21 protein-coding genes and 1 pseudogene are annotated in these 24,828 nt (G+C 67.0%); 16 read left to right on the top strand and 6 right to left on the bottom strand.

Annotation, left to right across the window (positions count from 1 at the left end; genetic code table 11):
• Positions 1-31 precede the first annotated feature (31 nt).
• From treS to ACFVJ3_RS38255, 4 genes and pseudogenes are all read right to left on the bottom strand, one after another.
• Positions 32-2,233 carry a maltose alpha-D-glucosyltransferase gene (gene treS, locus ACFVJ3_RS38270; protein WP_378457014.1) on the bottom strand — a complete coding sequence of 734 codons (2,202 nt, stop codon included), beginning with the start codon at positions 2,231-2,233 and terminating at the stop codon, positions 32-34.
• 98 nt (positions 2,234-2,331) lie between these two features.
• A pseudogene (locus ACFVJ3_RS38265) lies at positions 2,332-2,608 on the bottom strand (DUF1937 family protein).
• A 45-nt stretch (positions 2,609-2,653) separates the two neighbouring features.
• Complete coding sequence (locus ACFVJ3_RS38260; RefSeq protein ID WP_378457013.1) at positions 2,654-3,442, bottom strand: alpha/beta fold hydrolase; 789 nt, start codon at positions 3,440-3,442, stop codon at positions 2,654-2,656.
• A 1-nt stretch (position 3,443) separates the two neighbouring features.
• Complete coding sequence (locus ACFVJ3_RS38255) at positions 3,444-3,962, bottom strand: RbsD/FucU domain-containing protein (RefSeq protein WP_378457012.1); 519 nt, start codon at positions 3,960-3,962, stop codon at positions 3,444-3,446.
• 253 nt (positions 3,963-4,215) lie between these two features.
• Between ACFVJ3_RS38255 and ACFVJ3_RS38250 the strand changes: the two genes are divergently transcribed.
• The 15 genes from ACFVJ3_RS38250 (at position 4,216) to ACFVJ3_RS38180 (ending at position 21,891) form a co-directional block, all read left to right on the top strand.
• The gene (locus ACFVJ3_RS38250) at positions 4,216-4,974 is read left to right on the top strand and encodes an SDR family NAD(P)-dependent oxidoreductase (RefSeq protein ID WP_378457011.1); all 759 of its coding nucleotides are present in this window, start codon (positions 4,216-4,218) and stop codon (positions 4,972-4,974) included.
• A gap of 125 nt (positions 4,975-5,099) precedes the next feature.
• Positions 5,100-6,737: a GMC family oxidoreductase gene (locus tag ACFVJ3_RS38245; RefSeq protein ID WP_378457010.1), complete on the top strand. Its 1,638-nt coding sequence runs from the start codon at positions 5,100-5,102 to the stop codon at positions 6,735-6,737.
• Positions 6,734-7,243 carry a hypothetical protein gene (locus tag ACFVJ3_RS38240; protein WP_378457009.1) on the top strand — a complete coding sequence of 170 codons (510 nt, stop codon included), beginning with the start codon at positions 6,734-6,736 and terminating at the stop codon, positions 7,241-7,243. Before ACFVJ3_RS38245 ends, ACFVJ3_RS38240 begins: the two co-directional genes overlap by 4 nt.
• 60 nt (positions 7,244-7,303) lie before the next feature.
• Positions 7,304-8,089, top strand: coding sequence for a GntR family transcriptional regulator (locus ACFVJ3_RS38235; RefSeq protein WP_378457008.1), 786 nt, complete (start codon positions 7,304-7,306; stop codon positions 8,087-8,089).
• Positions 8,082-9,902, top strand: coding sequence for a putative nucleotidyltransferase substrate binding domain-containing protein (locus ACFVJ3_RS38230; RefSeq protein ID WP_378457007.1), 1,821 nt, complete (start codon positions 8,082-8,084; stop codon positions 9,900-9,902). Before ACFVJ3_RS38235 ends, ACFVJ3_RS38230 begins: the two co-directional genes overlap by 8 nt.
• A complete protein-coding gene (locus ACFVJ3_RS38225; RefSeq protein ID WP_378457006.1) occupies positions 9,899-10,543 on the top strand; it encodes a PolC-type DNA polymerase III in 645 nt (214 codons plus the stop codon). Before ACFVJ3_RS38230 ends, ACFVJ3_RS38225 begins: the two co-directional genes overlap by 4 nt.
• A gap of 199 nt (positions 10,544-10,742) precedes the next feature.
• Positions 10,743-12,206 (top strand): APC family permease, encoded by a 1,464-nt coding sequence (locus tag ACFVJ3_RS38220; protein WP_378457005.1) that lies wholly within the window; start codon positions 10,743-10,745, stop codon positions 12,204-12,206.
• Positions 12,207-12,250: 44 nt separating this feature from the next.
• The gene (locus ACFVJ3_RS38215) at positions 12,251-13,690 is read left to right on the top strand and encodes an aldehyde dehydrogenase family protein (protein ID WP_378457004.1); all 1,440 of its coding nucleotides are present in this window, start codon (positions 12,251-12,253) and stop codon (positions 13,688-13,690) included.
• A complete protein-coding gene (locus ACFVJ3_RS38210) occupies positions 13,687-13,944 on the top strand; it encodes a hypothetical protein (RefSeq protein WP_378457003.1) in 258 nt (85 codons plus the stop codon). Before ACFVJ3_RS38215 ends, ACFVJ3_RS38210 begins: the two co-directional genes overlap by 4 nt.
• 35 nt (positions 13,945-13,979) lie before the next feature.
• Positions 13,980-15,413 (top strand): FGGY family carbohydrate kinase, encoded by a 1,434-nt coding sequence (locus tag ACFVJ3_RS38205; RefSeq protein ID WP_378457002.1) that lies wholly within the window; start codon positions 13,980-13,982, stop codon positions 15,411-15,413.
• Positions 15,406-16,845, top strand: coding sequence for an NAD(P)/FAD-dependent oxidoreductase (locus tag ACFVJ3_RS38200; RefSeq protein WP_378457001.1), 1,440 nt, complete (start codon positions 15,406-15,408; stop codon positions 16,843-16,845). Before ACFVJ3_RS38205 ends, ACFVJ3_RS38200 begins: the two co-directional genes overlap by 8 nt.
• Positions 16,842-18,176 carry an NAD(P)/FAD-dependent oxidoreductase gene (locus ACFVJ3_RS38195; RefSeq protein WP_378457000.1) on the top strand — a complete coding sequence of 445 codons (1,335 nt, stop codon included), beginning with the start codon at positions 16,842-16,844 and terminating at the stop codon, positions 18,174-18,176. The genes ACFVJ3_RS38200 and ACFVJ3_RS38195 overlap by 4 nt, the downstream gene beginning before the upstream one ends.
• An 82-nt stretch (positions 18,177-18,258) precedes the next feature.
• Entirely contained in the window at positions 18,259-19,599 is a 1,341-nt protein-coding gene (locus ACFVJ3_RS38190; RefSeq protein WP_378456999.1) for an MFS transporter, read from the top strand.
• Between the two features lie 162 nt (positions 19,600-19,761).
• Positions 19,762-20,661, top strand: a complete 900-nt coding sequence (locus ACFVJ3_RS38185; RefSeq protein WP_378456998.1) for a dihydrodipicolinate synthase family protein — start codon at positions 19,762-19,764, stop codon at positions 20,659-20,661.
• Between the two features lie 195 nt (positions 20,662-20,856).
• Complete coding sequence (locus tag ACFVJ3_RS38180) at positions 20,857-21,891, top strand: proline racemase family protein (RefSeq protein WP_378456997.1); 1,035 nt, start codon at positions 20,857-20,859, stop codon at positions 21,889-21,891.
• Between the two features lie 42 nt (positions 21,892-21,933).
• On the opposite strand, the gene ACFVJ3_RS38175 is transcribed toward ACFVJ3_RS38180, so the two are convergent.
• Positions 21,934-22,818: an LLM class flavin-dependent oxidoreductase gene (locus tag ACFVJ3_RS38175; RefSeq protein ID WP_378456996.1), complete on the bottom strand. Its 885-nt coding sequence runs from the start codon at positions 22,816-22,818 to the stop codon at positions 21,934-21,936.
• Positions 22,819-22,861: 43 nt separating this feature from the next.
• Complete coding sequence (locus ACFVJ3_RS38170; RefSeq protein ID WP_378456995.1) at positions 22,862-23,947, bottom strand: LacI family DNA-binding transcriptional regulator; 1,086 nt, start codon at positions 23,945-23,947, stop codon at positions 22,862-22,864.
• A 208-nt stretch (positions 23,948-24,155) separates the two neighbouring features.
• Between ACFVJ3_RS38170 and ACFVJ3_RS38165 the strand changes: the two genes are divergently transcribed.
• A complete protein-coding gene (locus ACFVJ3_RS38165; protein WP_378456994.1) occupies positions 24,156-24,821 on the top strand; it encodes a ThuA domain-containing protein in 666 nt (221 codons plus the stop codon).
• Positions 24,822-24,828 lie beyond the last annotated feature (7 nt).

The raw sequence follows: 24,828 nt of genomic DNA, 5'->3' as shown, positions 1-24,828 counted from the left end.
GGGCAACAGCGACCCGCAACCGTGACCGGCTTCAGCCAGCGTCGTCCGCCCTGCCCGGTCTCACGACGACAGGAACTCCCTCGTACGGGGCCAGGGTGATCGGGAAGCTGTGGAGTTCGTCGACGGTGCCGATCTGTTCGTCGGTGAACAGGTTGACCGCAGGCGATCCCGCCGGCAGGAACTGGGACTGCACGGTCGCGGCGACCTCCTCGGACGTAAAGTTGAGAACGGTGACTTCGAGACTCGAGTCCGCCAGTTCGTGGACCATGACGAGCAGCCCCTTGTGCGACACCGTGGGCACGTCGAGCTGGACCGCCGTGGCGATGCCGAACCGGTTACGGACGTCGATGATGCGGGCGAGACCGCGAGCGAAGGACGCCGGATCCTGCAGTTGCACCGGCAGACTCCCGTACAGGCTGATGCCCCGGGGGATGCCCGACTCCGACCGTGCGGCATCGGGATTGACCCCCATCAGGTCGTGCGCGCCGCGGTTGATCCAGCGGGTGTCCCCTTCGGCGAGAAGGTCGGCGACGTCCTCGGACGGCACGGGCAGCAGCCCGCACAGATCCCAGCCCGACAGGGCGAAGACACCGGGCTGGAGCGCGTTGAACATCGCCAAGAGCAGATGCGCCTGTTTGACGGTGTCGATGTCGGCGGCATCCATCCTGTCGAGGTCGCGGATACCGAGCGCCGCCGTGATGACGCTGGCGGTCGTGCAGGCGATCCCGTTGGTCGTGAACGTCCGGTTGTACGGGGCCCAGCGTCCGGTGAGCCGCTCGCACAGATCTTTACGGATGCGGTCACCGAGATCGGACCCCGTGACCGACTCACCGCCGTACGCGAACTGGTCGTCCTTGTGCAGCGTCGCGAAGTGGACCAGTTCGAACGTCAACTCGTCGTGGTTCTGCAGGGCATGGACGAGCGACGCGGCGTCGACACCGTGATCGCGGGCGAGGTTCATGGTGAGCCGGAGAAATTCGGTGTTCCCCATGACGAGGGCGTGATGGTAGGCGGGACGATTGATGAAGTCGTAGGACAGGTCGGCTCCGGTCGTACCCATCGCCTTGATGTCGTCGATGGTGAGGTTCAATTCCTGGAACGTGAATCCCCCCATCTTCCGCACGATGCTGGCGATCAGGTGATTCGCCGCCTCCGACAGTGGATGCCCCTCCGACCAGCCGGGCAGTCCTTCGGTCCTGCGTTCGACCCCGAGGAATCCGTTGGCGTCCAGTCGAAGCGCGCCGGCACCGAGGTCCGCGATGGAGTGGCAGGCGTCCCCGATGACGAGGCGCATGCCCGCGAACGACGGATCCAGCCAGTTGATGGAGGGCTGCCCGGCCTTGAAATAGTGCAGATACACCCACCTCCGCTCGATGCCGTCCACCCCCTTCACCACGGGGGTGACGCTCCAGTTGGTTTCCTTGACACCGAGTTCGTAGAAGATGACGCGCTGGAGTTGACCGATGATGTACCCGGCCCGGGCGAGTTGCGCCTCGGTGTCGGCGTCGATGTTGACCGAGTCCCGGCCTTCCGGCACGCGGGGAAGCAGATGCCAATCCTGTTGTTCGATCTCCACCATGTGATAGATACCGGGGTAGTCGGCGTATGCCATCTCGGCGAGCCGGAAGTCGGCGCCCTTGCCGGTGTGGCCGGGGACGATGTCGTCGATGACGATGCCGTCGTACGCTGACGCGACAACGCACAGCTTGCGGAACTCCTCCTCGGTCCCGAAGGCCGAGTCGATCTGCATGCTGATGCGATCGAAATGGCCGTCCACCGACGGCGTTGCCCGCCACCCCTTGATCCCGCCTGCCTGCTTCACCGGGCCGGTGTGCACCGCCGTCACCCCGATCTCGGAGAACGCCTGCCACAGGGACTCGTCGCCGAGCGAACTCAGGAAACTCGCGCCCGGTGCGGTGATGATCGAAATCGGGTACGCCGTGAACCACACCGATCCGCGTTCCACCGCTGCGCGCGGATTCGGGTCGGCATACGGGTTCTGCCACATGCTGCCCTTGCCGGACAACTGCTCCGCGATCAGCTTCGCATCGTGCAGAATCGACTGATTGATCAGCCACTCCACATAGTTCGGGTTGTCCGGCACGGGCTCACCCGTCTGCGCATCGACCCTGGTCGCACGGCGGACCGACGGTTTCAACGGCCGAGGGCGCGCCGGGTAGAACTGTTCGTCGTAGCTGATCTCGCTGGGCTCGTGATGGATCTCGGGGTTCATGGTCCTCCGTCGTCATCTCGTCTGCTCCGCCGCACCGGTCGCCTACCCGTCCACCGTCCCACGGAAACGACCGCCCGGCATGGGGAGTTGGACGACTGTCAGCGGACCGCGGAACTTTCGGGTGCGACGAAGTCCGCGGAGGCCTCGGACCACAGGCTCACCCGCCGGCCCCGGCTCTCGAAGAACTCGATCTCGCGTCTGATGCCGGAACTCTGATCCCATCCGGTTGACCGGATGTGACATCGACACCTGACTGAACACCGCGTGACCGGATTCGACGATGTATCCCGCTACTTCGTTGCTTGCCGGAAATCGCTCGTGCGTCACCGCCGGATCGGCATGGCTGTAGGGGCAGGCCAGAAAGATCTTTCTCATGGGGTCCTCGTGATTCGTGGGCGAAGGCCCCGGTACAGGGCGCACTCATCGAGAACCCGCCGGAAGTGGACGCACGGTCCGACACCATCCCGAGATCGCGTCGATCATCAGCGACGCGACCTCCCGGTGGGCGACGTCGTTCGGAATGTCGTGGTAGCCGCCCGGGATGACGACGCTCTGTCCGTGCTGCAGTTCTCGTGCGAATTCGGCGGCCCGGTCCGGCGTCGCAAACGCGTCGAATTCGCCGTTGACCAACAGGATCGGCATCGGCATCGCGGGCAGAGACGCCCGCACTTTTCCTCCGGCCACGGTCAGCGCCTGCCAGAGGTTCGGTTCGGCGGGAGCGGTGTCGAAGCCGAGCGGGTCGTTCTCGAGTGCATCGAGGTACGACCGGTCCTTCGCCATGACGAGGTCCATCCGGCCCTGCGCCTCACGCGGCAGACCCCAGAGGGGCGCTCCCGTCATGATCAATCCGGTGCGCAGGGACGGGGTGCGGACCGAGAGGAGCGCCCCGGTCAGGGCGCCGAGCGAGTGGCCCAGCACGACCACCGGCAGGTCGGGCTCGTCGCCGGCCATGATGTCGACGAGAACTCCTGCATTGGAAGCGAGTTCGTCCACCGAGGGAAAGAATCCGGCCGGTCCGCCGGTGTGACCGTGGCCGAGGTGATCGGGTGCCCACACGTCCAGGCCGGCCGAGTTCAGCTGCCCCGCCAGCCGGTGATAGTGCCCGGAGTGCTCGCCGAATCCGTGCAGGAGCACGATCCGCGCCCAGGGCCGCGAGGCTTCCCACTGCCGGTAGTAGACCTTGTTCCTGACGCCGTCGAAGAAGGGCATGTCAGGCCCCCGGGCTTCGCAGATCGGTCGACGGCGTCGCGGTGGGCAAATCCTCGAACCAGGTCGGTGACGTGAGCCAGTTCAGCGGAATCGGCGGGCTCGGGTAGCCCGCGACGAGAACCACGTTGCCGTGCACCGAATAGTCGCCGGTCTGGACGAAGACCTTCACGCGGTCGCGAAGGTCGTAGAACTCGGGGAGATACCGCACCTCGTGGACGTTCTCCTCCCCCACCAGTTCGGAGACGAACTTTCGGGCTTCGGGGTTGGCGGTCACCATGTCCTCGGTGACGACGGCTGCTTCGAAATCGCCTACCTCGCACAGCACCGACAGCAGATCCCCGACCGACGGCAATCCCGGTGCGATGCCGAGATCGATCGTCTCGACCTGCGGCGACAGTGGAACGAGGCTCGCGGAAGACGTGCCGCTTCCCGCGTCCGCGACGTAGATCATCTCGCCGTGCCGGAGCTGGCTCACGACGGCGGCCAGGCGTTCGTGCAGCAATCGGGCTTTTGGTGCCATGGGATTCGTCCTTCGATCGAGGGCGTGAGGGTGTGCGGCGCAACGCACCGGGCGCAAAATGTTCTCTAGTCGACAATCGACTAGAAATCTAAGGCGCTTCCGCTCGGAGGTCAAGCGCTGAACAAACCCCGGCCCGGCGCTTGACCGATCGTCACGGGAGGGCGCACACTTGCTTGGTCGATTGTCGACAAAGAGTCAATCGCTTCCGCGTCTACGCGCTTCCACATCCACATGACCCTCGAGGGAGAACACCATGGGCCAGCTGCTGCAGGGCAAGACAGTCATCGTCACGGGTGCCGGCGGAGGCATCGGCCTCGCCACGGCCTTGCATCTCCACGACGAGGGGGCACAGGTGGTCGCCACCGTGCACTCCGAGTCCAGCCTTCCCCAGCTGAAGGTCGACGACGATCGCCTGATCGGCCGCGTCGTCGATGTCACCGAAGAAGAGCAGGTCGAGGACCTCGTCGACTTCACGGTGGCGACGTTCGGCAAGCTCGACGGGATCGTCAACAACGCCGGCATCCTGAAGCCCGGCACCATTCTGGACGCGTCGGTCGAGGACTTCCAGAAGACGTTCGACGTCAACGTGAAAGGCGTGTTCCTGGGTTCGAAGTACGCGATTCCCGAGATGCTGAAGGTGGGCGGCGGGTCGATCGTCAACTTCGGTTCCATCAACTCGATCGGCGCCGAGAAACTGCTGACCACGTACACAGCGAGCAAGGGCGCCGTGCTCACGTTGACCAAGGCCATCGCCTTGGACTTCGGCGCGCAGGGCATCCGCGCCAACACCCTCTGCCCGGGCTTCGTCGACACCCCGCTGAACGTGCCGCACTACACGGCACTCGGCGGCCGCGAGGAACTCGAGGCCGGGCTCCCCGACTTCCAGCCGATCGGACGCGCCATCCTCCCCATCGAGATCGCCCACTCCGTCGCCTTCCTGCTGTCGGACCACTCCACGGCCATCACCGGGACGGCGTTCGTCGTCGACGGCGGCGTTCTCGCCGGGGCCTGAGCATCCAGTCTTGCGGTGGGAGCCCTGCCGCCTCGGGCTCCCACCGCAATCCCATTTGACAGCCGACGTGACTCCCATCACCATTGATGTAATGTCGACAATTAGACGAAATGAGGTCGACCACGATGACTTCCACTGACTCCGATGTCACCCAGCACGACGTTGTCGACGTGTTGGTGATCGGCGCGGGTCCGTCCGGCGCGGTGGTCACGCACACCGCTGCCACGGCGGGACTGAGCACCCTCTGCCTCGAGCAGGGTGACTGGGTCAACCCCAGCGACTTTCCCGCCAACCACCCCGAGTGGGAACTGCTCATCCAGCACGACTGGGCGCACGATCCGAATGTCCGTGCCCTGCCGTCCGATTACCCGGTCGACGTGACGGAATCCGACATGTGGCCCGTGATGTTCAATGCCGTCGGGGGAAGTTCCATCTTCTACGGAGCGGAGTGGCCACGGTTGCTGCCCTCCGACTTCCGGGTCAAGACGCTCGACGGTGTCGCGGACGACTGGCCGATCAGCTACGACGACCTCAAGCCGTACCACGACGAGGTCGACGAATTCATCGGCGTCTCCGGAGTCGACGGCGACACCGCCTACCCCGAGGGGCTCGAATACCCGTTGCCGCCACACCCCTTGGGCAAGCCCGGCATGAAGGCGGCCGAAGCCGCGAACAAGCTCGGCTGGCACTGGTGGCCGGGCACCAACGCGATTCCCAGCCAGAAGAACAAGACACTCGAGCAGTGCGGTCGCTGGGGCGTCTGCGAATGGGGTTGTCCGCAGGGCGCGAAGGCCTCGTTCGACTTGATCTACATGCCGCAGGCGCAGCAGGCCGGCGCCCGCGTGGAGACCGGTGCGCGTGTCCGCAGGATCGTCACCGGCGACGACGGCCGCGCCGCAGGCGCCGAATGGGTGGACCGCACCGGCGCGGTCCATTTCCAGCCGGCCCGGGCAGTGATCGTCTGCGCGAACGGCATCGGAACACCGCGGCTCCTCCTGCTGTCGGCCGACGAGAAGCATCCGGACGGCCTGGCGAATTCCTCGGGGCAGGTGGGCCGGAACCTCATGCTGCACCCCAACTGCACCGCCGTCGGGTACTACGAGGACAACCTGGAGAGTTGGCGCGGGCCGGCCGGACAGCTGATTCACTCCATGCAGTTCTACGACACGGACACCTCCCGCGGATTCGTCCGGGGAGCCAAGCTGCACGCCCTCCCCACTCCGGGACCGCTGAACACGATCGAGACCCACCGGCAACTCGATTTCGACGACCTGTGGGGACCGGCCATCCACGATGTCGCGCGCGCGGCGTCCAACGGCATTCTCTGGGCGGCCAACGTGGAGGATCTGCCCGAAGAACACAACCGGGTCACCCTCTCCACCGAGGAGTTCGATGCCGACGGCCTGCCTGCGCCGAAGGTCGAGTACCGGGTCAGCGAGAACACCCGCAAGATCCTGAAATACACCGTCGACCGCATGGTCGAACTCCACGAGGCGGCGGGCGCGAAGCAGATCTTCACGCAAGAGTTGTGGGTCGACCAGCCAGGGCACCTCCTCGGGACGGCCCGGATGGGCGACGATCCGGCGACGTCCGTGGTCGATTCGTACGGCCGGGCCCACGATGTCGACAACCTCTACATCGCGGACGGCAGCATCTTCGTCACGTCCGGCTCCGCCAACCCGACCTGCACGATCAGCGCCCTCGCCCTCCGGGTGGGCAAGAAGGTCGTCGACGACGTCACCACACGGAAGGCATCGGCATGAGCACCACATCCCTCGACCTGCAGTCGGCACCGAAGCGGCGACTGTCGGTACCGGGCAGGCACACGGCACCGCCGTGGCCGCTCACGGACTCCGAACTGACGACGCTCCTGCGGATCGCGGACTGCCTGATCCCCGCGTCCGGTGAGAATCCCGCCGCCAGTGAGGCCGACGAGTACCTCCGCTACCTGAATCTGGCGCTGGCCGCGCGGGCCGACGTCTTCGACGCGGTCCTCTCCGCGGTCGACAAGGCAGCCGGTCTCCACGGTGACGACCTGCGCGCGGTGATCAAGCGGATGTGGGCCGAAGACAAGTGCACGTTCGATCCGCTGTCCTCGATCCTCGCCGGCGCCTACTTCATGACTCCCCAGGTCAAGGCACTGATCGGGTACCCCGGGCAGCACCGGGACGCCGCCGGATTCGAGGATGCGGCCAACGAACTGGACACCGGGATACTCGATCCGGTGCTCGAACGCGGCCACTTCTACGTGTCCGCGAACGGCGAATAGCCGGCTCGGGCGCTCCCCCGTTCCGCACTGTTGATCTATTGTCGACAAGAGGCTCCCGGCGTGGTCAACGTCGAATCAACCACCATCAGAAAGGTCAACCCGATGACTCTGTCACCGAATCGTCCACCGGGATCGACTGTGGGTCGACGCGAGGACGGCGACATCTCCCTCGGGCGGATCCATCAGCGCACCACTCCGGGCACGGTCGCGGGCGTCCTGCGCACGGCGATCCTCGACGGCACCCTGGCCCCCGGCAGTCAGCTCCGCGAAGCACACATCGCCGCCGACCTGGGCGTGAGCCGGGCGCCACTGCGGGAGGCGCTGAGCATCCTCGCCGACGAAGGCCTCGTGGTGAAGTTCGCGTACAAGGGTGCGTTCGTCGCCGAGGTCAGCGCGAAAGGGATGGCCGAGATCGCCAGCCTGCGCAAACGGCTCGAGCCCTATGCGATCGAACTGGCACTGCCACGACTGTCGGGTGCCGGCCGGACCAAGATCGTGCGGACCCTCCAGGACATGGCCCGGGGCGCCGACGACGGTGACCTGACCCGGACCATCGACGCGCACATGAGCTTCCATCGGGTGATCTACGAACTGTCCGAACACGGCCTCCTGCTGGACCTGTGGCGCAGCTGGGAATCCCAGCTCCAGTTGTTCCTCTCGGCGGATCATCAGTCGTTCCCCGACCTCCACGACGTCGTCGCCGAACACGAGCGTCTGCTCACCATCATCGATACCGGCGACCTCGAGGCGATCACCCGCGAGATCGACCGGCACGTCCACGGTTCGACCGACGCTGCCCCGGCCGCGACCGCGGCAGGCGACGGTTCTCCACCGTCGAATGCGTGAGTACGTCGACTTCCTCGGCAGTCAGCCGCCCTACGACGCGCTGGACTCCGCCGACCTCGACGCCCTGGCCCGGACGGTGGAGGTCGAGTACTTCGTCGCCGGCGCACGGATCGTCGAGGCAGGCGAGGCCCCACTCGATCACTTCTTCGTAGTCCGCACCGGCGAGGTCGAGGTGATCGACCGCGGACGGGTCGTCGACCTGCTCGGCCCCGGCGAAACCTTCGGGCAGATCTCGGTGCTGTCCGGTTTGCCTCCGCCTCTCGCGATCCGCGCCTCGGAAGACACACTCTGCTACCGCTTCCCGGACCCGCGGCCGGTGCTGCGGCACCCGCAGCGACTCCAGTTCGGGCATTACGGCACCCTCGTCACGCGGGAACGATTGGCCCGCTCCGGACTGGTCGATCAGGCGTTGCGTGCGGCCCGTCATCAGATGCGCCCCGTCGTCTGGTGTCCCGCCGACGCGACCGTGAGCGAGGCCGCGTCCGTGATCACCGACGCCGGCCAGTCGTACGCGCTGATGGACCGGGGCGGTGCGATCGGCATTGTCACCGACAACGACTTCCGGCGGGCGTTCGCCGACGGGCACGTCGACGCGCACGGCCCGGCTTCGGTCATCGCCTCGTTCCCCGCCCGGTCCGTCCCCGCCGAGACGCTCGTGGGCGATGCGTTCCTGACGATGGTCGAGTCGGGGGTGCACCACCTGGTCGTGACCGGCACCGGTGAGAGACCGGTGGGGATTCTCCGCGTCGTCGACCTCGCGTCGGCCGAAGTGCGCAATCCCCTCGTCGTCCGCCGGGCGATCGACGACGCGACCACGGTGGAGGACCTGGCGTCCGCGGCGGCCCTGCTCCCCGGAACCTGGGTCGAGTTGTACGACACCGGAGCGTCCGTCATGCACGTCGCGGGTCTGATGTCCGCGGTGATCGACGCGATCATCAGTCGGCTCGTCGAGCTGACCGACGTCGGCGCCGACCACGTTCCCCACCGGACGTCCTGGCTGCTTCTCGGGTCGGTGGCCCGGCGCGAACCCCTCCCCAAGTCGGACGTCGACACCGGCCTGGTCTGGGAAGACCTGCCCGGCACGGACTCGCCCGCCCGGAAGTTGCAGAACTGGGCCGGGCGCGTCCTGGACAACATGGAACGCTGCGGCCTGCCCCGCTGCGCCGACGGCGCCAACGCGACCAACCCCCTGTTCGCGCGCTCGCGCACCGACGCGGTCGCCGCCGCGACGTCGTGGATCACGAATCCCACCCAGAAGAACGCTCTGCTGCTGTCGTCGATGATCGCCGACAGCAGACCCGTCAGCGGGATGTCGCTCGGACGTTCGGTGTCCGACGCCATGCTCGCGACCACCCGCAGTCGCGAGTACCTGTCGGCCCTGCTGCGCTTCACCACCTCCCGGCGACCTCCGGTCGGGTTCGTGCGCAACTTCGTGGTCGAGCACTCCGGCGCCAACCGCGGCCACCTGGACCTCAAGGCGGGCGGACTCGTGCCGATCGCCTCCCTGGGCCGGTGGATCGCCGTGGTCACCGGGGACGATCGCGGCTCCACCCTCACCCGACTGCGGCGCGGTGAGGCCGCCGATCTGCTCACCTCGGACGAAACCGAGACGCTCGTGCGCGCGTTCGAGTACGTGTACGGATTGGTTCTGGGCCGCGAGATCGAGGCCATCAAGGGCAACACCGTCGCGACGACATGGGTCGCGCCCAACCAACTGGACACGCTCACCCGCCGGTATCTGCGTGAATCGTTCCGAGCGGTGGCCGAGGTCCAGAACCGGCTGGAAAGTGAATGGGTGGCGCGCCTTCCATGAGGGCGCACCGGAGGTTCCGCCGCCCCGACACTCTGGTGCGCCCGTGGCGCGACGCCGAGTTCGCGGTCGTCGATCTGGAGACGACCGGACTGGATCTGGTGCGGGACACCATCGTGTCCTACGGGGCGGTCGTGGTCCGGCACGGCCGCATCGTCATGGCGGAGAGCGTCTACGGGCTGGTCCACCCCGAGTGCGACATCCGCCCGGAGGCCGTTGCCGTCCACACTCTCCGGGAGGCGGACGTCGCCGATGCGCCACCGTTGAGCGAGGCCGTCGGCGTCCTGCGCCATCTCCTCACCGACCGTGTCCTCGTTGCCCACGCGGCGTGGGTCGAGACGGCCTTCCTCTCCCGCGCCTTCCGCGACAGCGGGCTGAAGTTCCGGCCGACGGTCGTCGACACCGCTGCTCTCGCCCGTGCAGTCGGCGTGGCGCCGCGACAGCACCGGTGCGAGCCGAACCTGGAATGGCTGGCCGACACGCTCGGTCTGCCCGTCGTCGATCCCCACCACGCGCTGGGCGACGCGGTCACCACGGCACAGGTGTTTCTCGCACTGGCGTCCCGGCTCGAGCGCCTCGGTTACGACACCGCACGGTCCCTTGTCGATCTGACTGCCGGCGATCGTCGCCTCGGGCGCGGTTGACGCAGAGGCAATCCAGTCGAAACAACTGGTGATTGAGGTCACACCGATTTGTGGTAGATTGTCGACAGTAGAACAAGCGCGGCGCTTCCAGTCGCCTTCTTCCACGACAACCGAACCTCGTCTCGGCACATCCCCCGCCGAGATACCCGCGACAGAGACCAGCGAGGTCACGATGGCCATAACCCCGGAAGAGCCTCCGGTGTCCACTCAACCGCCCACCGAGCCCGAGCGTCCGCTCCTCGATTCCGGAGCGGACAGCGATTCCGCGTATCTGGAGAAGCTCGGCTACAAGCAGGAACTCAACCGAACGCTGGGACTGTTCTCCGCCTTCGGAGTCCAGTTCACCTCGATCGCGATCGCCTCCGGAATCTTCACGACCCTGATCGTCGGATTCGGATTCTTCGGGCCCGCGTCGTTCTGGTCGTTCCTCGTCGGCGGCGGCCTGCAGGTGTTCACCGTGGGACTCGCGGTCGCGCAGCTCGTCTCCGCCTACCCACTGGCCGGCGGGGTGTATCAGATCACCGGGCGGATCACCGGGAAGCCGTGGCTGGCCTGGCAAACCGGATGGTGGCTGCTGATCGCGCACACCGTCGCGGTCACCACCGTCGCCGTGAGCATCGCCCCCTTCGTCGCCGGCTGGTTCGGCGTCACGTTCGAGGACAACACCGACGCACTCCCCTGGGCGCTCGGCCTGATCGTGCTCGGCACCGTCATCAACATCGCCGGAGTCAAGGTCGCCGCCGTGCTCAACAACATCGGTGTGGTGGCGGAAGTGCTCTGCGTCGTCGCACTCGTAGCCGTGCTGCTGATCGTGAAGCACCCGACCCAGCCGCTGTCGTTCCTGAGCGAATCCGGCGGAACGACCACCGGCGGCAACTGGTTCGTCCCCTTCCTGCTCGCGATGATCCTTCCCGCATATGCGATCTCGTCGTTCGACGCGACCGGAAACGCCTCCGAGGAGACCAAGGACGCCGCCCGCAAGGCGCCGATGGCATCCGTGATGGCCAACGTCTCCTCCTACGTCGTCGGCATCTTCATGGTCGCGTTGATCATGCTCGCCATCCAGGACCTCCCGGCGGTCATGGAGAGCACCACCCCGGTCAAGCTGATCCTCGACACCGCGGTCGGTACCGCATTCGCGAACATCTTCGAGGCTGTCGCGATCGTCGCCCTCTTCGCCGCCCTGGTCATGCTGCAGCTCACCGGAATTCGCGTCCTGTGGTCACAGGCACGCGACGGCCAGATCCCCGCGGCCTCCTGGCTGCGGAAGGTCAGTGCCCAGCGGATCCCGATCAACGCGACCCTCACGATCTTCGCGATCTCCGTGGTGTTCGCACTGTGGTCCTCGCTGCTGTCCGTACTCGCAGCGATGACGGCACTCGCCTGGGGAATGGCCTACGGTGTCGTGGTCGTCGTCGGCTTCTACGGACTGGTCAAGCGCAAGTTGCCGTCCCACCCGTGGCACTACGGCATCGTCAGCCCGGTCATCTTCGTCCTGGCGATCGCCTGGTCGGTCGTGCTGTGCGCACTGCTGATCTACTCCGACCCCACCCATGTCGGCCTCGGCATGCTGCTGGTCATCGCGTCGGGCGCCGTCATCTACATGCTGATCCCCAAGAGCAGGCGCGGTAAGTCCATCGACACCCAGGCCGGACACCTCTGACAGCCCGCTCCCCCGAGAACCGACCCACATTCGAAAGGAACTTCATGTCATCCACGCTTCGTTCCGTCACCAACATCATCGACGGCAAGGCCGTGGCAGGATCCTCCGAGCAGGTGCGACAGGTCCGCAACCCGTCCACCGGCGAGGTCGTCGCCGAACTCCAGGAATCGACCGTAGAGGACGGCTACCGCGCCGTCGACGCGGCCCGCGCGGCCTTCCCGGCCTGGGCCGCGAAGACGCCCGGCGAGCGCTCGCAGATTCTGCACGACCTCGCCAACCTCCTCGAGGCGAACCTGGACGACCTCGCCGACCTCGAGACGCTCGATGCCGGCAAGCCGACCACGGCGGCGAAGGGTGACGAGCTTCCCGGCATCGTCGCGGCGTTCCGGCACTTCGCCGGTGCGGGCCGGGCGTTGTCCGCGCAGGCCGCCGGTGAATTCACCGCCGGCAACACCAGCTTCGTCCGGCGCGAACCCCTGGGTGTCGTCCTCGGAATCACGCCGTGGAATTTTCCGCTCTGGCAGGCGATCTGGAAGCTGGCGCCCGCACTGGTCGCCGGCAACACCGTGGTCATCAAGCCGGCCGAGCTGACCCCGCTGGCCACCACCCGGTTCGCGGAGCTCGCGCAGCAGCTGCTGCCCCCGGGTGTTCTCAATGTCGTGCACGGCAAGGGCAGTGTGGTCGGGGACGCTCTCGTTCGTCACCCCGACGTCAACCTCGTCTCCTTCACCGGCTCGACGTCGGCCGGACAGCGGATCGCCGAGGCGGCGGGTGCGACACCGAAACGGCTGGTGCTCGAGCTGGGCGGGAACGCTCCCGTCGTCGTCTACGACGACGTCGACCTCGAGGCCGCTCTCCCGATCCTCACCAACGGCATCCTGTTCAACGCCGGCCAGGAGTGCATGTCGGCAACCCGGCTGCTGGTGAGCGAGACCATCCACGACACGTTCGTCGCGGCGCTGGCCGACAGCCTGCGGGCGGCCCGGATCGGTGACGCGGCCGACGCGTCGACGGTTCTCGGACCTCTCATCTCGGAGGGCCAGCGGGCCCGCGTCGCCGAGCTCGTCGACGACAGGCCCGACCACGCACGGGTGGTGACCGGCGGCAGGATCGTCGACGGTCCCGGCTACTTCTACGAGCCCACGCTCATCGACGGTCTGCAACAGGACGATCAGCTGGTGCAGGAAGAGATCTTCGGCCCGGTGGCGACGGTCCAGACGTTCACGGACGAGGCGGACGCGCTGGAGAAGGCCAATGCGGTCGAGCAGGGTCTCGCCGCGTCGGTCTGGACCCGCGACATCGGTCGTGCGCTGCGCAACGTCAACGCGATCGAGTCCGGAGTCGTGTGGGTGAACAACCACATGGCGGTCGGCCCGGAAGGACCGCTCGGCGGTTTCAAGGGCTCGGGCTACGGTAAAGAGGGCGGCGCGGCCGGCCTCGAGGAATTCACCCGGGTCAAGCACGTCATCGTGAGCCTGTCGTGACGGCGCCGAGCCGCCACGACACCGCGTGGCGCACGTGGGAGCCGGCAGAGCCGGAAGACGCGGTCGGACGGGCCATCCGGCGGATCGACCTGCGCAGCGGTACGGCGTCGCCCTGGGCGCACGCCACCATGGTCGTGCCGTCGCGAGGGCGCAAGTGCTGGTTGGTGACGTTGTGGGACGGCAACGTCGACGTGTGGCGGGTCGACGACACGACCGCGAGATACGAGTTCGATTTTCGCAATCGGACCGACTAGACCTGTCCCACCCATCCGATTCGAAAGGAAGAGCTGTGACAGTCCTTGCCATCGACCAGGGCACGTCCGGCACGAAGGCTGTCGTCGTCTCCGAGGACGGCGACGTCCTCGCGATCGCCGAAACACCGGTCCATCCCGCATATCTCGCCGCAGGCGGCGTGGAGCAGGACCCGATGGAACTGCTGAGCTCGGTCCTCGAAGCGGGACGGAGCGCGGTCGCGAAAGCGGGTGTGCCCGTGTCCGCCGTGTCCCTCGCCAACCAGGGTGAGACCGTCCTGGTGTGGGATCCGGACACCGGCCGACCGCTCAGCCAGGCCGTGGTGTGGCAGGACCGTCGGTCGGACCAGCTGTGCCGCAAAAAGTCCGAGTCCAAAGCATGGGTCGAACAGCGGACGGGCCTGGTGCTGGATCCGTACTTCTCGGCGCCGAAGATGCAGTGGTTGCGGCAGAACGCCACCGCAGCGGGCGTGGTCACCACGACGGACACCTGGATCGTGCACTACCTGACCGGAGAGTTCGTCACCGATTCCGCCACCGCCGGCCGCTCACTGCTCACCGACCTCGACACGGTCGCGTGGGATCCGCAGCTCCTCGATCTGTTCGAGCTCTCCGCCGAACGGATGCCCACCATCGTCGCCAACGACGTCGTCGTGGGAACCACGGATGTCTTCGGATCCGACACTGCCGTCGGCGGTCTCGTCGTCGATCAGCAGGCGGCCCTCCTGGCGGAGCGGTGCTTCGACGCGGGCACCGCCAAGTGCACGTTCGGCACCGGGGCGTTCCTGCTGGCCAACACCGGCACGCTCCCGGTCCGTTCGGCCGCCGGGTTGGCGTCCTGCGTCGCGTGGAATGTGCGCGGGAAGACGTCGTACTGCGTCGACGGCCAGGCCTACACCGCCGCCTCCGCCATCCGGTGGATCCAGGACCTCGGCCTGATCGAGTCGGCGCGCGACCTCGACAGTGTGGCCGCGCACGATTCCGGTGGAACGTACTTCGTGCCCGCGCTGGCCGGTCTCGCCGCACCGTGGTGGCGGCCGGACGCGACGGCGTCGTTCTCCGGGATGACGTTGTCCACCGATCGGTCCCAGTTGGTGGCCGCCGTCCTCGAGGGGCTGGCGGCGCAGACGGCGGAGCTGGTGTCTGCCGTCGAAGGCGACCTGGGCGCTCCCCTCACCCGGCTGCGGGTGGACGGCGGACTCACGCGGTCCCGCCGCCTCATGCAGGCCACGGCCGATCTGATCCAGATCCCCCTCGACGTCTATCCGTCGTCCCACGCCACCGCTCTCGGTGCGGCGGCCTGTGCCAGATTGTCACTGAACCCGGACCTGTCCCTGGAGGACGCGGTAGCCGACTGGGAACCGGCGACCACCTACGAGCCGCGGTGGTCGGTCGACCGCGCGGCAGAATTCCGATACCACTGGCGGGCGGCCGCACGAGCGGCGCTGCCACAGGAGAAAAGCGATGACTGACACCCCTCCGCCCACCGACTACGATTTCGTCGTGCTCGGTGCGGGCATCGTCGGCTCGGCGATCGCGCGGGAGCTGGCCGGATACCACCACACCGTGGCACTCGTCGAGGCGCGGGACGACGTGGGCGACGGGACGAGCAAGGCGAACACGGCGATCCTGCACACCGGATTCGACGCGAAACCGGGCACACTCGAATCCCGCATGGTGAGCCGCGGTTACACGCTGCTCTCCGAATACGCACAGCAGACCGGGATTCCCGTCGAACGGTCGGGCGCCATCCTCGTCGCGTGGAACGACGAGGAACTGGCCGCACTGCCGGGCCTGCGCGACAAGGCGGCCGACAACGGCTACACCCACTGCGAGATCATCGACGCCGACGAGGTCTACCGGCTCGTGCCCGCGCTCGGTGACGGCGCGCTCGGCGGGCTCACCGTCCCCGACGAGTCGATCATCTGCACCTGGACCACCAACCTCGCGCTGGCCACCGACGCCGTCGCCCGCGGAGTGACGCTGCGGACGCGGACCCGCGCCGAGTCGGTGACGGTCGAGTCCGAGCGGACGATCCTGCACACCTCGAGCGGCGACATCGGCGCGCGGTGGGTGATCAACGCCGCCGGTCTGGGAGCCGACTACGTCGACAAGGAATTCGGCTACGACCGATTCCACGTCACGCCTCGGCGCGGCGAACTGCTCGTCTACGACAAGCTCGCGCGCCCGCTGATCGACAAGATCGTGCTCCCCGTCCCGACGTCCCGCGGCAAAGGTGTTCTCGTCAGCCCGACGATCTACGGCAACGTGATGCTCGGGCCCACCGCGGAAGACCTCACCGACCGTTCCGCGACGGCGACGTCGGAAGCCGGCTTCGAGTTCCTGCTGGGCAAGGGCGGCAAGCTGATGCCGCGACTGCTCGAAGAGGAGGTCACCGCCACGTATGCCGGACTCCGTGCCGCCACCGATCACGGCGACTACCTCGTCGAGGTCGACCACGACCAGCGTTACGTCCTGGTCGGCGGAATCCGCTCGACCGGACTGACGTCCGGAATGGCGGTGGCCGAGTACGTCGGCGAACTGCTCACCAAGGCAGGCGTACTCGACAGCGCACGCACCGAATTGCCGCCGCCACCCCGGATGCCGAACATCGGCGAAGCATTCACTCGCCCGTATCAGGACGCCGAACTCATCGCGCGTGACAGTGAATACGGCAGGGTCGTCTGCTTTTGCGAGCGCGTCACGGCGGGTGAGATCCGCGACGCGTACCAGTCGCTGATCCCCCCGGCCGGACTCGAAGGGCTCCGTCGCCGCACCAGGGCGATGAACGGCCGATGCCAGGGCTTCTTCTGCGGCGCCGAGGTCGGTTCGCTCGTCGACGCACACCGATGCCCCGCCGGGTCGCCCGAGGCGACCGAGACCCGGAAGGAAGCCGTCCGATGAGCGCTCCCGACACCTCACGCACCGTGATCACCGCCGATGTCGCCATAGTCGGCGCAGGCCCCGCCGGGTTGGCCGCGGCCACGCAGCTCGGAAAGGTCCACGGGCGCCAGGCTCTCGTCCTGGACCGCGAAAGCCACGCGGGTGGGATCCCGCGGCATTGCGATCACCCCGGTTACGGCATCCGCGACATGCACACGTTCATCGGCGGCCCGGCCTACTCCGAACGCCTGGTGCGGGAGGCGAAGTCCGCGGGAGCCGACATCATGCCGAACGCGATGGTGACGGCAGTGCATCCGGGCGGCGCGCTCGACGTCACCTCGCCCGCGGGTCTCCTCCGCATCGAGTCCAGGGCGCTCGTCCTCGCCACCGGTGCCCGCGAGCGTGCCCGTCCGGCCCGGATGATTCCCGGCGACAGACCGTCCGGGGTCTACACCACCGGACAATTGCAGAACATCGTGCACCTGCACCACGGACGTGTCGGAACACGCGCGGTGGTCGTCGGCGGCGAACTGGTGAGCTGGTCCGCGGTCATGACGCTGAAGCACGCCGGGTGCACGACCGTGCTCATGACGACGCAGTACCCGTCGCCGGAGTCCTACGCCGCCTTCACCATTCCCGGCAAGGCACTGTTCCGGCTCCCGATCGCCACCCGCACCCGCGTCGTCCGCGTCATCGGCCACGGAAATCTGGAGGCGGTCGAGATCGAGAATCTCGACACCGGCGCCCGCGAGATCGTCGAATGCGACACCGTCGTCTTCACGGGCGAGTGGATCCCGGACCACGAACTCGCGCGCACGGCGGGTATCGCCATCGACCCCGGAACGAAGGGACCGCTGGTCGACACCGCTCTGCGGACCAGCCGGCCGGGCGTCTTCGCCGCGGGCAACGTCCTGCACCCGGTCGACACCGCCGACATCGCTGCCCTCGACGGCACGTTCGTCGCAGACCGGGTGGCCGCGTTCCTCGACGCCGGCGAAGCGATCGATCCGGGTGCGACCGCGGTGCGCATCCTCGCGGCCCCGCCGTTCCGCTGGGTTTCCCCCGGAATCCTTCGGGCCGGCGACCCGGCCCCACCACGCCGGCGCCTGCTGCTGTGGACCGATCAGCTGGTCCGGTTCCCGAAGGTGACTGTCTCACAACGGGGTCGCGTCGTCGCGACCAAGCTGCTGCCGTGGGCCGCGTCACCGGGACGGGTCTTCCGCGTGCCGTGGTCGATCATGGACGCCGTCGACCCGGAGCAGGGACCCGTGACCGTCGGACTGGCGAACGCGCCTCAGGTGGGAACCATGCGCAACGCGGCAGGGGAATTCATCCCGACCCGCTGCAGCTGAGCACACCCCGACACCCTCTCTCGTTTCAGCATCATCTCTCACACAGATTGTCGACAATAAACTTCGATCGATCGGAAGACACATGACGGAAGTACAGGGCGGTTTGCACGGCCCCGAGATGCGGCGGGCCATCACGGCCGCCGCGATCGGAAACTTCATCACCTGGTTCGACTTCGCCGCATACGGGTTCCTCGCCGTCCTGCTCGGCAGGATCTTCTTCCCGTCCGAGAATCCGGCGACGAGCCTGCTCGCGACGTTCGCCGCGTTCGGAGTCGCGTTCCTGATGAATCCCATCGGCGGATTCGTCTTCGGCCGGCTCGGAGACAAGGTCGGCCGCAAGAAGATCCTTGCGACAGTAATCATCCTGATGTCGCTGTCGACGTTCGCGGTCGGTCTGCTGCCGGGATACGCGACCATCGGCCTCGCGGCGCCTGCCCTGCTGGTGACACTGCGGATCATTCAGGGTTTTGCCGCCGGTGGTGAACCCGGCGGGGCGGCGACGTTCCTCGTCGAATCCGCGAAACGTGGCCGGCGGGCGCGCACCGTCAGCTTCTGGCACTGCTCGAGTTACCTCGCCAACGCGGCGGCCTCGGTTCTCATCCTCGGCCTCAACACCGCACTGAGCGAGGCGGCGATGTTCGAGTGGGGCTGGCGCATTCCCTTCCTCATCGCGGGACCACTCGGGCTGGTCGGGCTCTACATTCGCCTGAAGCTGAGCGACACAGCGGAATTCGAACGACTTCAGGCCTCGGGCGAAGTCAGCGAGTCCCCGGTCAAGGATGCCCTCGCGACCAGTCGCCGGCAGATCCTGCAGGTGGTCGGTTGTATTGCGCTGCAGGCCGCGGCCTTCTACTTCATCTTCGTCTACATGGAGACGTATCTGCAGTCGGAGGTGGGATTCTCGTTCGGTCTGGCCTCCGCGTCCACGGTCACCTGCCTGTGCTCGGCGGCGGTCGCCATCTTCGTGTTCGCCCGCTTCTCCGACCGCTACGGTCGCAAGCCGGTGATCATCCTCGGTGCCGTCTCGAGCACGCTGATCGTCTATCCCGCGTTCATGGTGTTCGCGACGGGGAATGTCCCCGCAATCGTCGTGGCGCACGCCGCGATGGGGATCTGCCTCGCCATGTTCATGTCGGCGTCGGGCGCCGCGATGGTGGAGATCTTCCCGAGTCGTGTTCGGTACGCAGGATTCTCGATCGGGTTCAACATCTCGGTCGCAGTCTTCGGCGGCACCGCGCCGTATGTGGCGACGTATCTGATCGCGGCAACCGGCAGTCCGTTGTCGCCCTCGGTCATCCTGATCGTGACGGGCGTGATGGCCATCGTGGCGGCGGCGACGCTGCACGAGACCGCAGGCCGGAAAGTCGATGCGCGGGTCTCGGCGGAGCCCCTCCGCCGCGATCCCATCACCGTCGGCGAATAGCGGCCGAAGAACCCCGGCCGATCCCTTGACACCACCGCGGATCGACCTTAGATTTAACATCGTTCTATTGTCGACAATCGCCAATGTAACAATCGCTGAGGCCTAGAGCGCGGTCGACACCACAAGACATCACCTGACCACCACCACCGAACAGGACACGACATGACCAAGAAGCTGGGTGGCATCCTCGCCGCCGTCTCCACTCCCTTCGCCCAGGACGGCACCGTCGACGAGGGCGCACTGCGCAACCACGTCGACTTCCTGATCGAGAACGGACTGCACGGCCTGGTCCCCGGCGGCAGCACCGGAGAGTTCGCAGCACTCACGCTCGACGAGCGCAAGCTCGTCAACACGGTCGTCATCGACCAGGCCGCCGGTCGCGTGCCCGTCGCACCCCAGACCGGCTCCACCCGCACGGCGGAGGCCATCGAACTGTCCCGGCACGCAGCCGACGCCGGCGCCGACGCAGTCCTGCTGGTGCAGCCCTTCTACGAGGCCCCCACGCGCCACGAGGTCATCGAGTACTTCGCCACCGTCGGCGAAGCGGCGAACATCCCGGTGATCGCGTACAATCTGCCGGGTGTCACGGGAATGAACCTCGACCGCCCGTTCTACCGTGAACTGCTCGAACGCACGGACGCCGTCAAGTACATCAAGGACACGTCCGGATCGATCGAGCAGGCCTTCGACCTCATCTTCAACCTCGGCGACGCCATCGACACCTTCGTCGGCTGGGACACGATCGTGCTGCCCGCCTTCTCCGCCGGTGCCGCCGGTTCCATCTGGGGTGCGCCCAACTTCGCGCCCAGGGAGTGCGTCGCGATCTACGAACTCGCCAAGGCCGGCAAGTACACCGAGGCCCTCGAAATCTTCAAGCGGCTATGGAACGTCCTCGACTTCCTCGGCAAGGAGGGCTACGCCGTGGCCACCAAGGCCGCCGCTCAGGCCGTCGGCGTGGACCTCGGAGTGCCCCGCGCACCGTACGGCGAGCTGCCCGCGGACAAGAAGGAAGAGCTCACCAAGCTCATCGCCGAGACCGGACTCACCTACGCCCGCAGCTAGGGCGTGTGTCCCGATCCCAGACCGCGCGCGTTCATCACGGAGTGACCCTTCCCCGACACGTGCGCAGAGGCCTGCAGCAATCACCCCCGCTGCCGGCCTCTGCCTCTCGCCGGCAGGCGCAGAGAAGTTCAGCCCTGGCAGGGTGGAACCAGGCAACGCAATTGCAGAACGCAGACGAACACACGGAGGAAGATCGTGCGCTGGAGTCGAGTAGTCAACGTAGTGAAGTGTCACGTCGGGGGCGAGATCAACAACGTCGTCACCGGCGGAATCGGCGACGTCCCCGGTGCCACGGTCTTCGACAAGATGAAGCACTTCCGCGAGCATCGCGACGACCTCCGGCAGCTTCTGCTCCACGAGCCGCGGGGCTCGGTGACCCAGTGCGTCAACTTCGTCGTCCCGGCGACGGACCCCGAGGCCCAGCTGGGCTACGTCATCGCCGAGTCCACGGAGTACCCGGCCATGTCGGGCAGCAACACCATGTGCGTCGCCACCGCCCTGCTCGAGACCGGCATGATCCCGATGGTCGAACCGGTCACCGACATCGTGCTGGAAGCACCCGCCGGACTCATCCGCATTCGCTGCACCTGCGAGAACGGCAAGGTGACCAGTGTCGAATTCGAGAACCAGCCCGCATTCGCCTACGAGATCGGGGTGCCGCTCGAACTCGACGGCTACGGCACCCTCACCGTCGACGTGGCGTGGGGTGGCATGGCCTACGTACTCGCCGACGCCGACCAGCTCGGATTGAAATTGCAACCCGACGAGGCGCGCGAGATCTGCGGTCTCGGACAGAAGCTCAAGACCGCCGCCGCCGAGCAGATTCCCGCGGTGCACCCGACCAATCCCGAGTTCGCCGGAATCACCCAGACCGAGTTCGTCGGCCCGCTCGCACGCACCGACGGGGTGCTGACCGCCCGGAATGCCGTGGTGGTCTCCCCCGGCCGGCTCGACCGCTCGCCCTGCGGCACCGGCACGTCCGCCCGACTGGCGGTGCTGAAGGCGAAGGGCCTCATCGAGGTCGGGGAGAAGTTCGTGCACGAATCGGTGATCGGCAGTCGCTTCGAGAGCCGGATCGACCGACTGACGAAGGTCGGCACGTACGACGCCGTGGTCCCCCGTGTGAGCGGCCAGGCGTACATCACCGAACTCAGCCAGGTCGGGCTCGACCCCGCCGACCCGTTCCCGACCGGCTACACGCTGTCCGACACCTGGCCGACCGGCAACTGACCCCACGTGAGTGGCAAAGTGTGCTCGGGCACTCTTTCCCACTCACGTGGGGATAAGGGGTTTGACGGCGCGGCCGAGGAACTCGACGAAGCCCAGCAGGTCCGGTTCGTCCTCGGTCGGCGCGAAGGCCACCGACGTCGCGCCCAGGCGGACGAGCCTTCGCACCTCCTCGGCGACGGTCTTCGCGTCACCCGCGACCCCGATTCCGGTGTCGGACGGCTTCTCCCACCGCGCCAGTTCCTCGTCCACCCGGCGCCGCGCACCCTCGCCGGTGGCGGCGATCTTCGGAACGATCATCCGCTGCGAGGCGGCACCGTCGGCTCCGATTTCGTCCAGGATCAGGTCGCGGGTTCTGCGGATTTCGTCGTCATCGACCGCGGAAGTGACGAGGTTGCCGTCACCCAGACGTGCCGCGAGGCGTATCGACTTGGGGCCCTCGCCGCCGAGCATCAACGGAACCCGTTCGGTGGGAGGCCAGTCGAGTCTCACACGATCGAGCCGAACGTACCGCCCCTGCGTGGTCACCGACTCGCCGTCCAGCAGTGCCCGGAGCGCCACCGTGTACTCCTCGAGGAGGGTCATCGGCGACGCCGCCCGCGCGCCCACCTGCTCCATCCACCTCTGCACCCCGTGCCCGACGCCCGCGATCACTCGACCGGGAAACAACCGGGTGAGCGTGGCGATCTCCATCGCGGTGAGCGCGACATTGCGCAGCGGGACGGGCATCAACCCGACGCCGACGTGGATTCGCTCCGTCCACGCGAGTGCTGCGGCCGCCGAGGCCACGGCGCTCTCCTTGAAACAGTCTTCCCACAACCAGATCTCGTCGAGGCCACTGTCCTCGGCCACCCGCGCGAAGTCCTTCAACCGCTCGGGTTCGATCGTCGGGATGAACGTCACGCCCAGTCGCGGCACTGCACTCGTCATCGATCCATCATGAGGGATGACGCCCGGCCGTCGCGGAGCATCGTCACATTTCGCGCGGCGGCGCGGTGCTGGATTCGCGCGGCGGCGCGGTGCTGGCGCGGACGACCAGTGACGTCTTCATCAACGATCGTGTGCGGGTACCGCCACCCAGGCGATCGAGCAGGATCGTCGCGGCCGCGCGGCCCTTCTCGACGATCGGTTGATGAATTGTGCTGAGACCGAGAAGTTCTGCAACGGGTGCGTCGTCGAACCCGATGACGGACAAGTCGTCGGGCACCGTCAGACCGCGCTCGCGTAACACCTGCCACGCCGCCACCGCGTGCACGTCGGACGTCGCCACGAGGGCGGTCGGCTGAGCGGCGTCGAGCAGGATCCGGGTGGCCTCGGCACCGGCGGCGCGATCGATGTTGCCCGCCACGACGATCGACAGTTCCTCCACCGGGAGGTGGTGGTCGCGGGCTGCGGCGAAGTAGCCGGCGAGCCGCTCCCGCGCGTTGCGCTCGGTCGCCGCGCCGACCTCGTCCACCGTGACCATCCGGCAGTCGGAATCCTGGCCGAGCTTGTCGACGATGATCCCGATGCGTCGATGGCCCAGGCTCAGGATGTGATCCATCTGCAGGTAGGCGCCGTGCCGGTCGTCGATGGCCACGAACGGCAGTCCCGCGCTTCTCGGCGAATCGACCACGACGGCCGGAATACCCCGCGCGATGATCGCCTCGACCAGGGGATGACCGTCGGGGACGTTGTGGATGACCACACCGTCCACGAGCCCACGGAGAACCAGCGAGTTCGGTGGTGAATCCGGGGAGCCACCACGCGAGGCCGGGAACAGGGTGAGGGCGATGTCGGCCGAGTTCCCGATCTCCGCGATGCCCTTCATCAGCAGGGTCACGGACGGATCCTCGAGCGCTTGCACCGGGGAGTCGGGCACGATCACGCCGACCGCGCCGATCCGCCCCGACCGCAGACTGCTTCCGGCGATGTTCGGCCCGGCGTAGCCGAGTTCCGCGGCGACGGAATAGATGCGTTCCCGTTGTGTCGCAGAGACCTTCGACGATTTGCTGAAGGCGTAGGAGACGGTGGCGACCGATACTCCGGCCGCTTTGGCGACGTCTTTCATCGTGACCACGTGGTACTCCCTCGTCGGCGTTCATCGGCCACAACCGGCCGTTGCGCACCGAAGCGCACAGGTGGCGAAGCCCGATCCTAGTCCGCGTTCGGGTGCTTCCGACGTTCCCCTCGACATAACCCATTGACACCGGTCCAGCCGGTGATACGATTCACCACCATAAGTTAATCGTTTCACCATTCCGGTTTCACCATCCATGGGAGCACTCATGACCAAGGTCCTCTACCTCTACGGCGGCTGGCCCGGCCACCATCCGTACGACATCGCCGCATGGGCACGCGAACTGTTTTCCGAACTGGACTACCAGGTCGAGGAGTCGCAGGACATCTTCACCCTCGACCGCGACCTGACCGGATACGACCTGATCGTGCTCGGCTGGAACAACGCGCTCACCACCGAAGACCTGAGCGATTCGCAGGAGAAGAACCTGCTCGACGCCGTCGCCGCCGGAACCGGGGTCGCAGCGTGGCACGGCGCCGCCGCCGCGTTCCGGGCGAGCCTGAAGTACCACTTCCTCCTCGGCGGCGATTTCGTCGAACATCCTGCGGGAGAAGCTTTCCCGCAGCCGTACAAGGTGAGCATCACCGACCGAGAGCATGAGGTGACGGCCGATGTCGAGGACTTCGCCGTGGCGTCCGAGCAGTACTACATGCACGTCGACCCGAACAACCGGGTACTCGCGGAGACAGAGTTCAGCGGCGAGCACCTGCCCTGGCTGGAGGGACTGCGCAGCCCGGTGGCGTGGGTGCGCCAGTGGGGTGCCGGCCGGGTCTTCTACCACTCGATCGGCCACACCCCGGAAGACCTGTCGGAGCCGAACGTGCGCCGACTGACCAAGCAAGGACTGCGCTACGCCGCCCGCGTAGCCAACTGACACAGCA

It is taken from the genome of Rhodococcus sp. NPDC127593 (genome assembly GCF_042671975.1).
In the GTDB taxonomy this organism is placed as follows: Bacteria; Actinomycetota; Actinomycetes; order Mycobacteriales; family Mycobacteriaceae; genus Rhodococcus_F.
The sequence above is the reverse complement of the archived record's forward strand: the minus strand, read 5'-3'. Positions and strand labels throughout refer to the sequence as shown.

What these genes read in the sequence shown, in the direction of transcription:
- treS (WP_378457014.1), bottom strand. Translation starts at nt 2,233, where the DNA reads ATGAACCCCGAGATCCATCACGAGCCCAGCGAGATCAGCTACGACGAA.
- ACFVJ3_RS38185 (WP_378456998.1), top strand. Translation starts at nt 19,762, where the DNA reads ATGACCAAGAAGCTGGGTGGCATCCTCGCCGCCGTCTCCACTCCCTTC.
- ACFVJ3_RS38225 (WP_378457006.1), top strand. Translation starts at nt 9,899, where the DNA reads ATGAGGGCGCACCGGAGGTTCCGCCGCCCCGACACTCTGGTGCGCCCG.
- ACFVJ3_RS38230 (WP_378457007.1), top strand. Translation starts at nt 8,082, where the DNA reads ATGCGTGAGTACGTCGACTTCCTCGGCAGTCAGCCGCCCTACGACGCG.
- ACFVJ3_RS38255 (WP_378457012.1), bottom strand. Translation starts at nt 3,962, where the DNA reads ATGGCACCAAAAGCCCGATTGCTGCACGAACGCCTGGCCGCCGTCGTG.
- ACFVJ3_RS38165 (WP_378456994.1), top strand. Translation starts at nt 24,156, where the DNA reads ATGACCAAGGTCCTCTACCTCTACGGCGGCTGGCCCGGCCACCATCCG.
- ACFVJ3_RS38215 (WP_378457004.1), top strand. Translation starts at nt 12,251, where the DNA reads ATGTCATCCACGCTTCGTTCCGTCACCAACATCATCGACGGCAAGGCC.
- ACFVJ3_RS38260 (WP_378457013.1), bottom strand. Translation starts at nt 3,442, where the DNA reads ATGCCCTTCTTCGACGGCGTCAGGAACAAGGTCTACTACCGGCAGTGG.
- ACFVJ3_RS38240 (WP_378457009.1), top strand. Translation starts at nt 6,734, where the DNA reads ATGAGCACCACATCCCTCGACCTGCAGTCGGCACCGAAGCGGCGACTG.
- ACFVJ3_RS38245 (WP_378457010.1), top strand. Translation starts at nt 5,100, where the DNA reads ATGACTTCCACTGACTCCGATGTCACCCAGCACGACGTTGTCGACGTG.
- ACFVJ3_RS38250 (WP_378457011.1), top strand. Translation starts at nt 4,216, where the DNA reads ATGGGCCAGCTGCTGCAGGGCAAGACAGTCATCGTCACGGGTGCCGGC.
- ACFVJ3_RS38175 (WP_378456996.1), bottom strand. Translation starts at nt 22,818, where the DNA reads ATGACGAGTGCAGTGCCGCGACTGGGCGTGACGTTCATCCCGACGATC.
- ACFVJ3_RS38190 (WP_378456999.1), top strand. Translation starts at nt 18,259, where the DNA reads ATGACGGAAGTACAGGGCGGTTTGCACGGCCCCGAGATGCGGCGGGCC.
- ACFVJ3_RS38195 (WP_378457000.1), top strand. Translation starts at nt 16,842, where the DNA reads ATGAGCGCTCCCGACACCTCACGCACCGTGATCACCGCCGATGTCGCC.
- ACFVJ3_RS38200 (WP_378457001.1), top strand. Translation starts at nt 15,406, where the DNA reads ATGACTGACACCCCTCCGCCCACCGACTACGATTTCGTCGTGCTCGGT.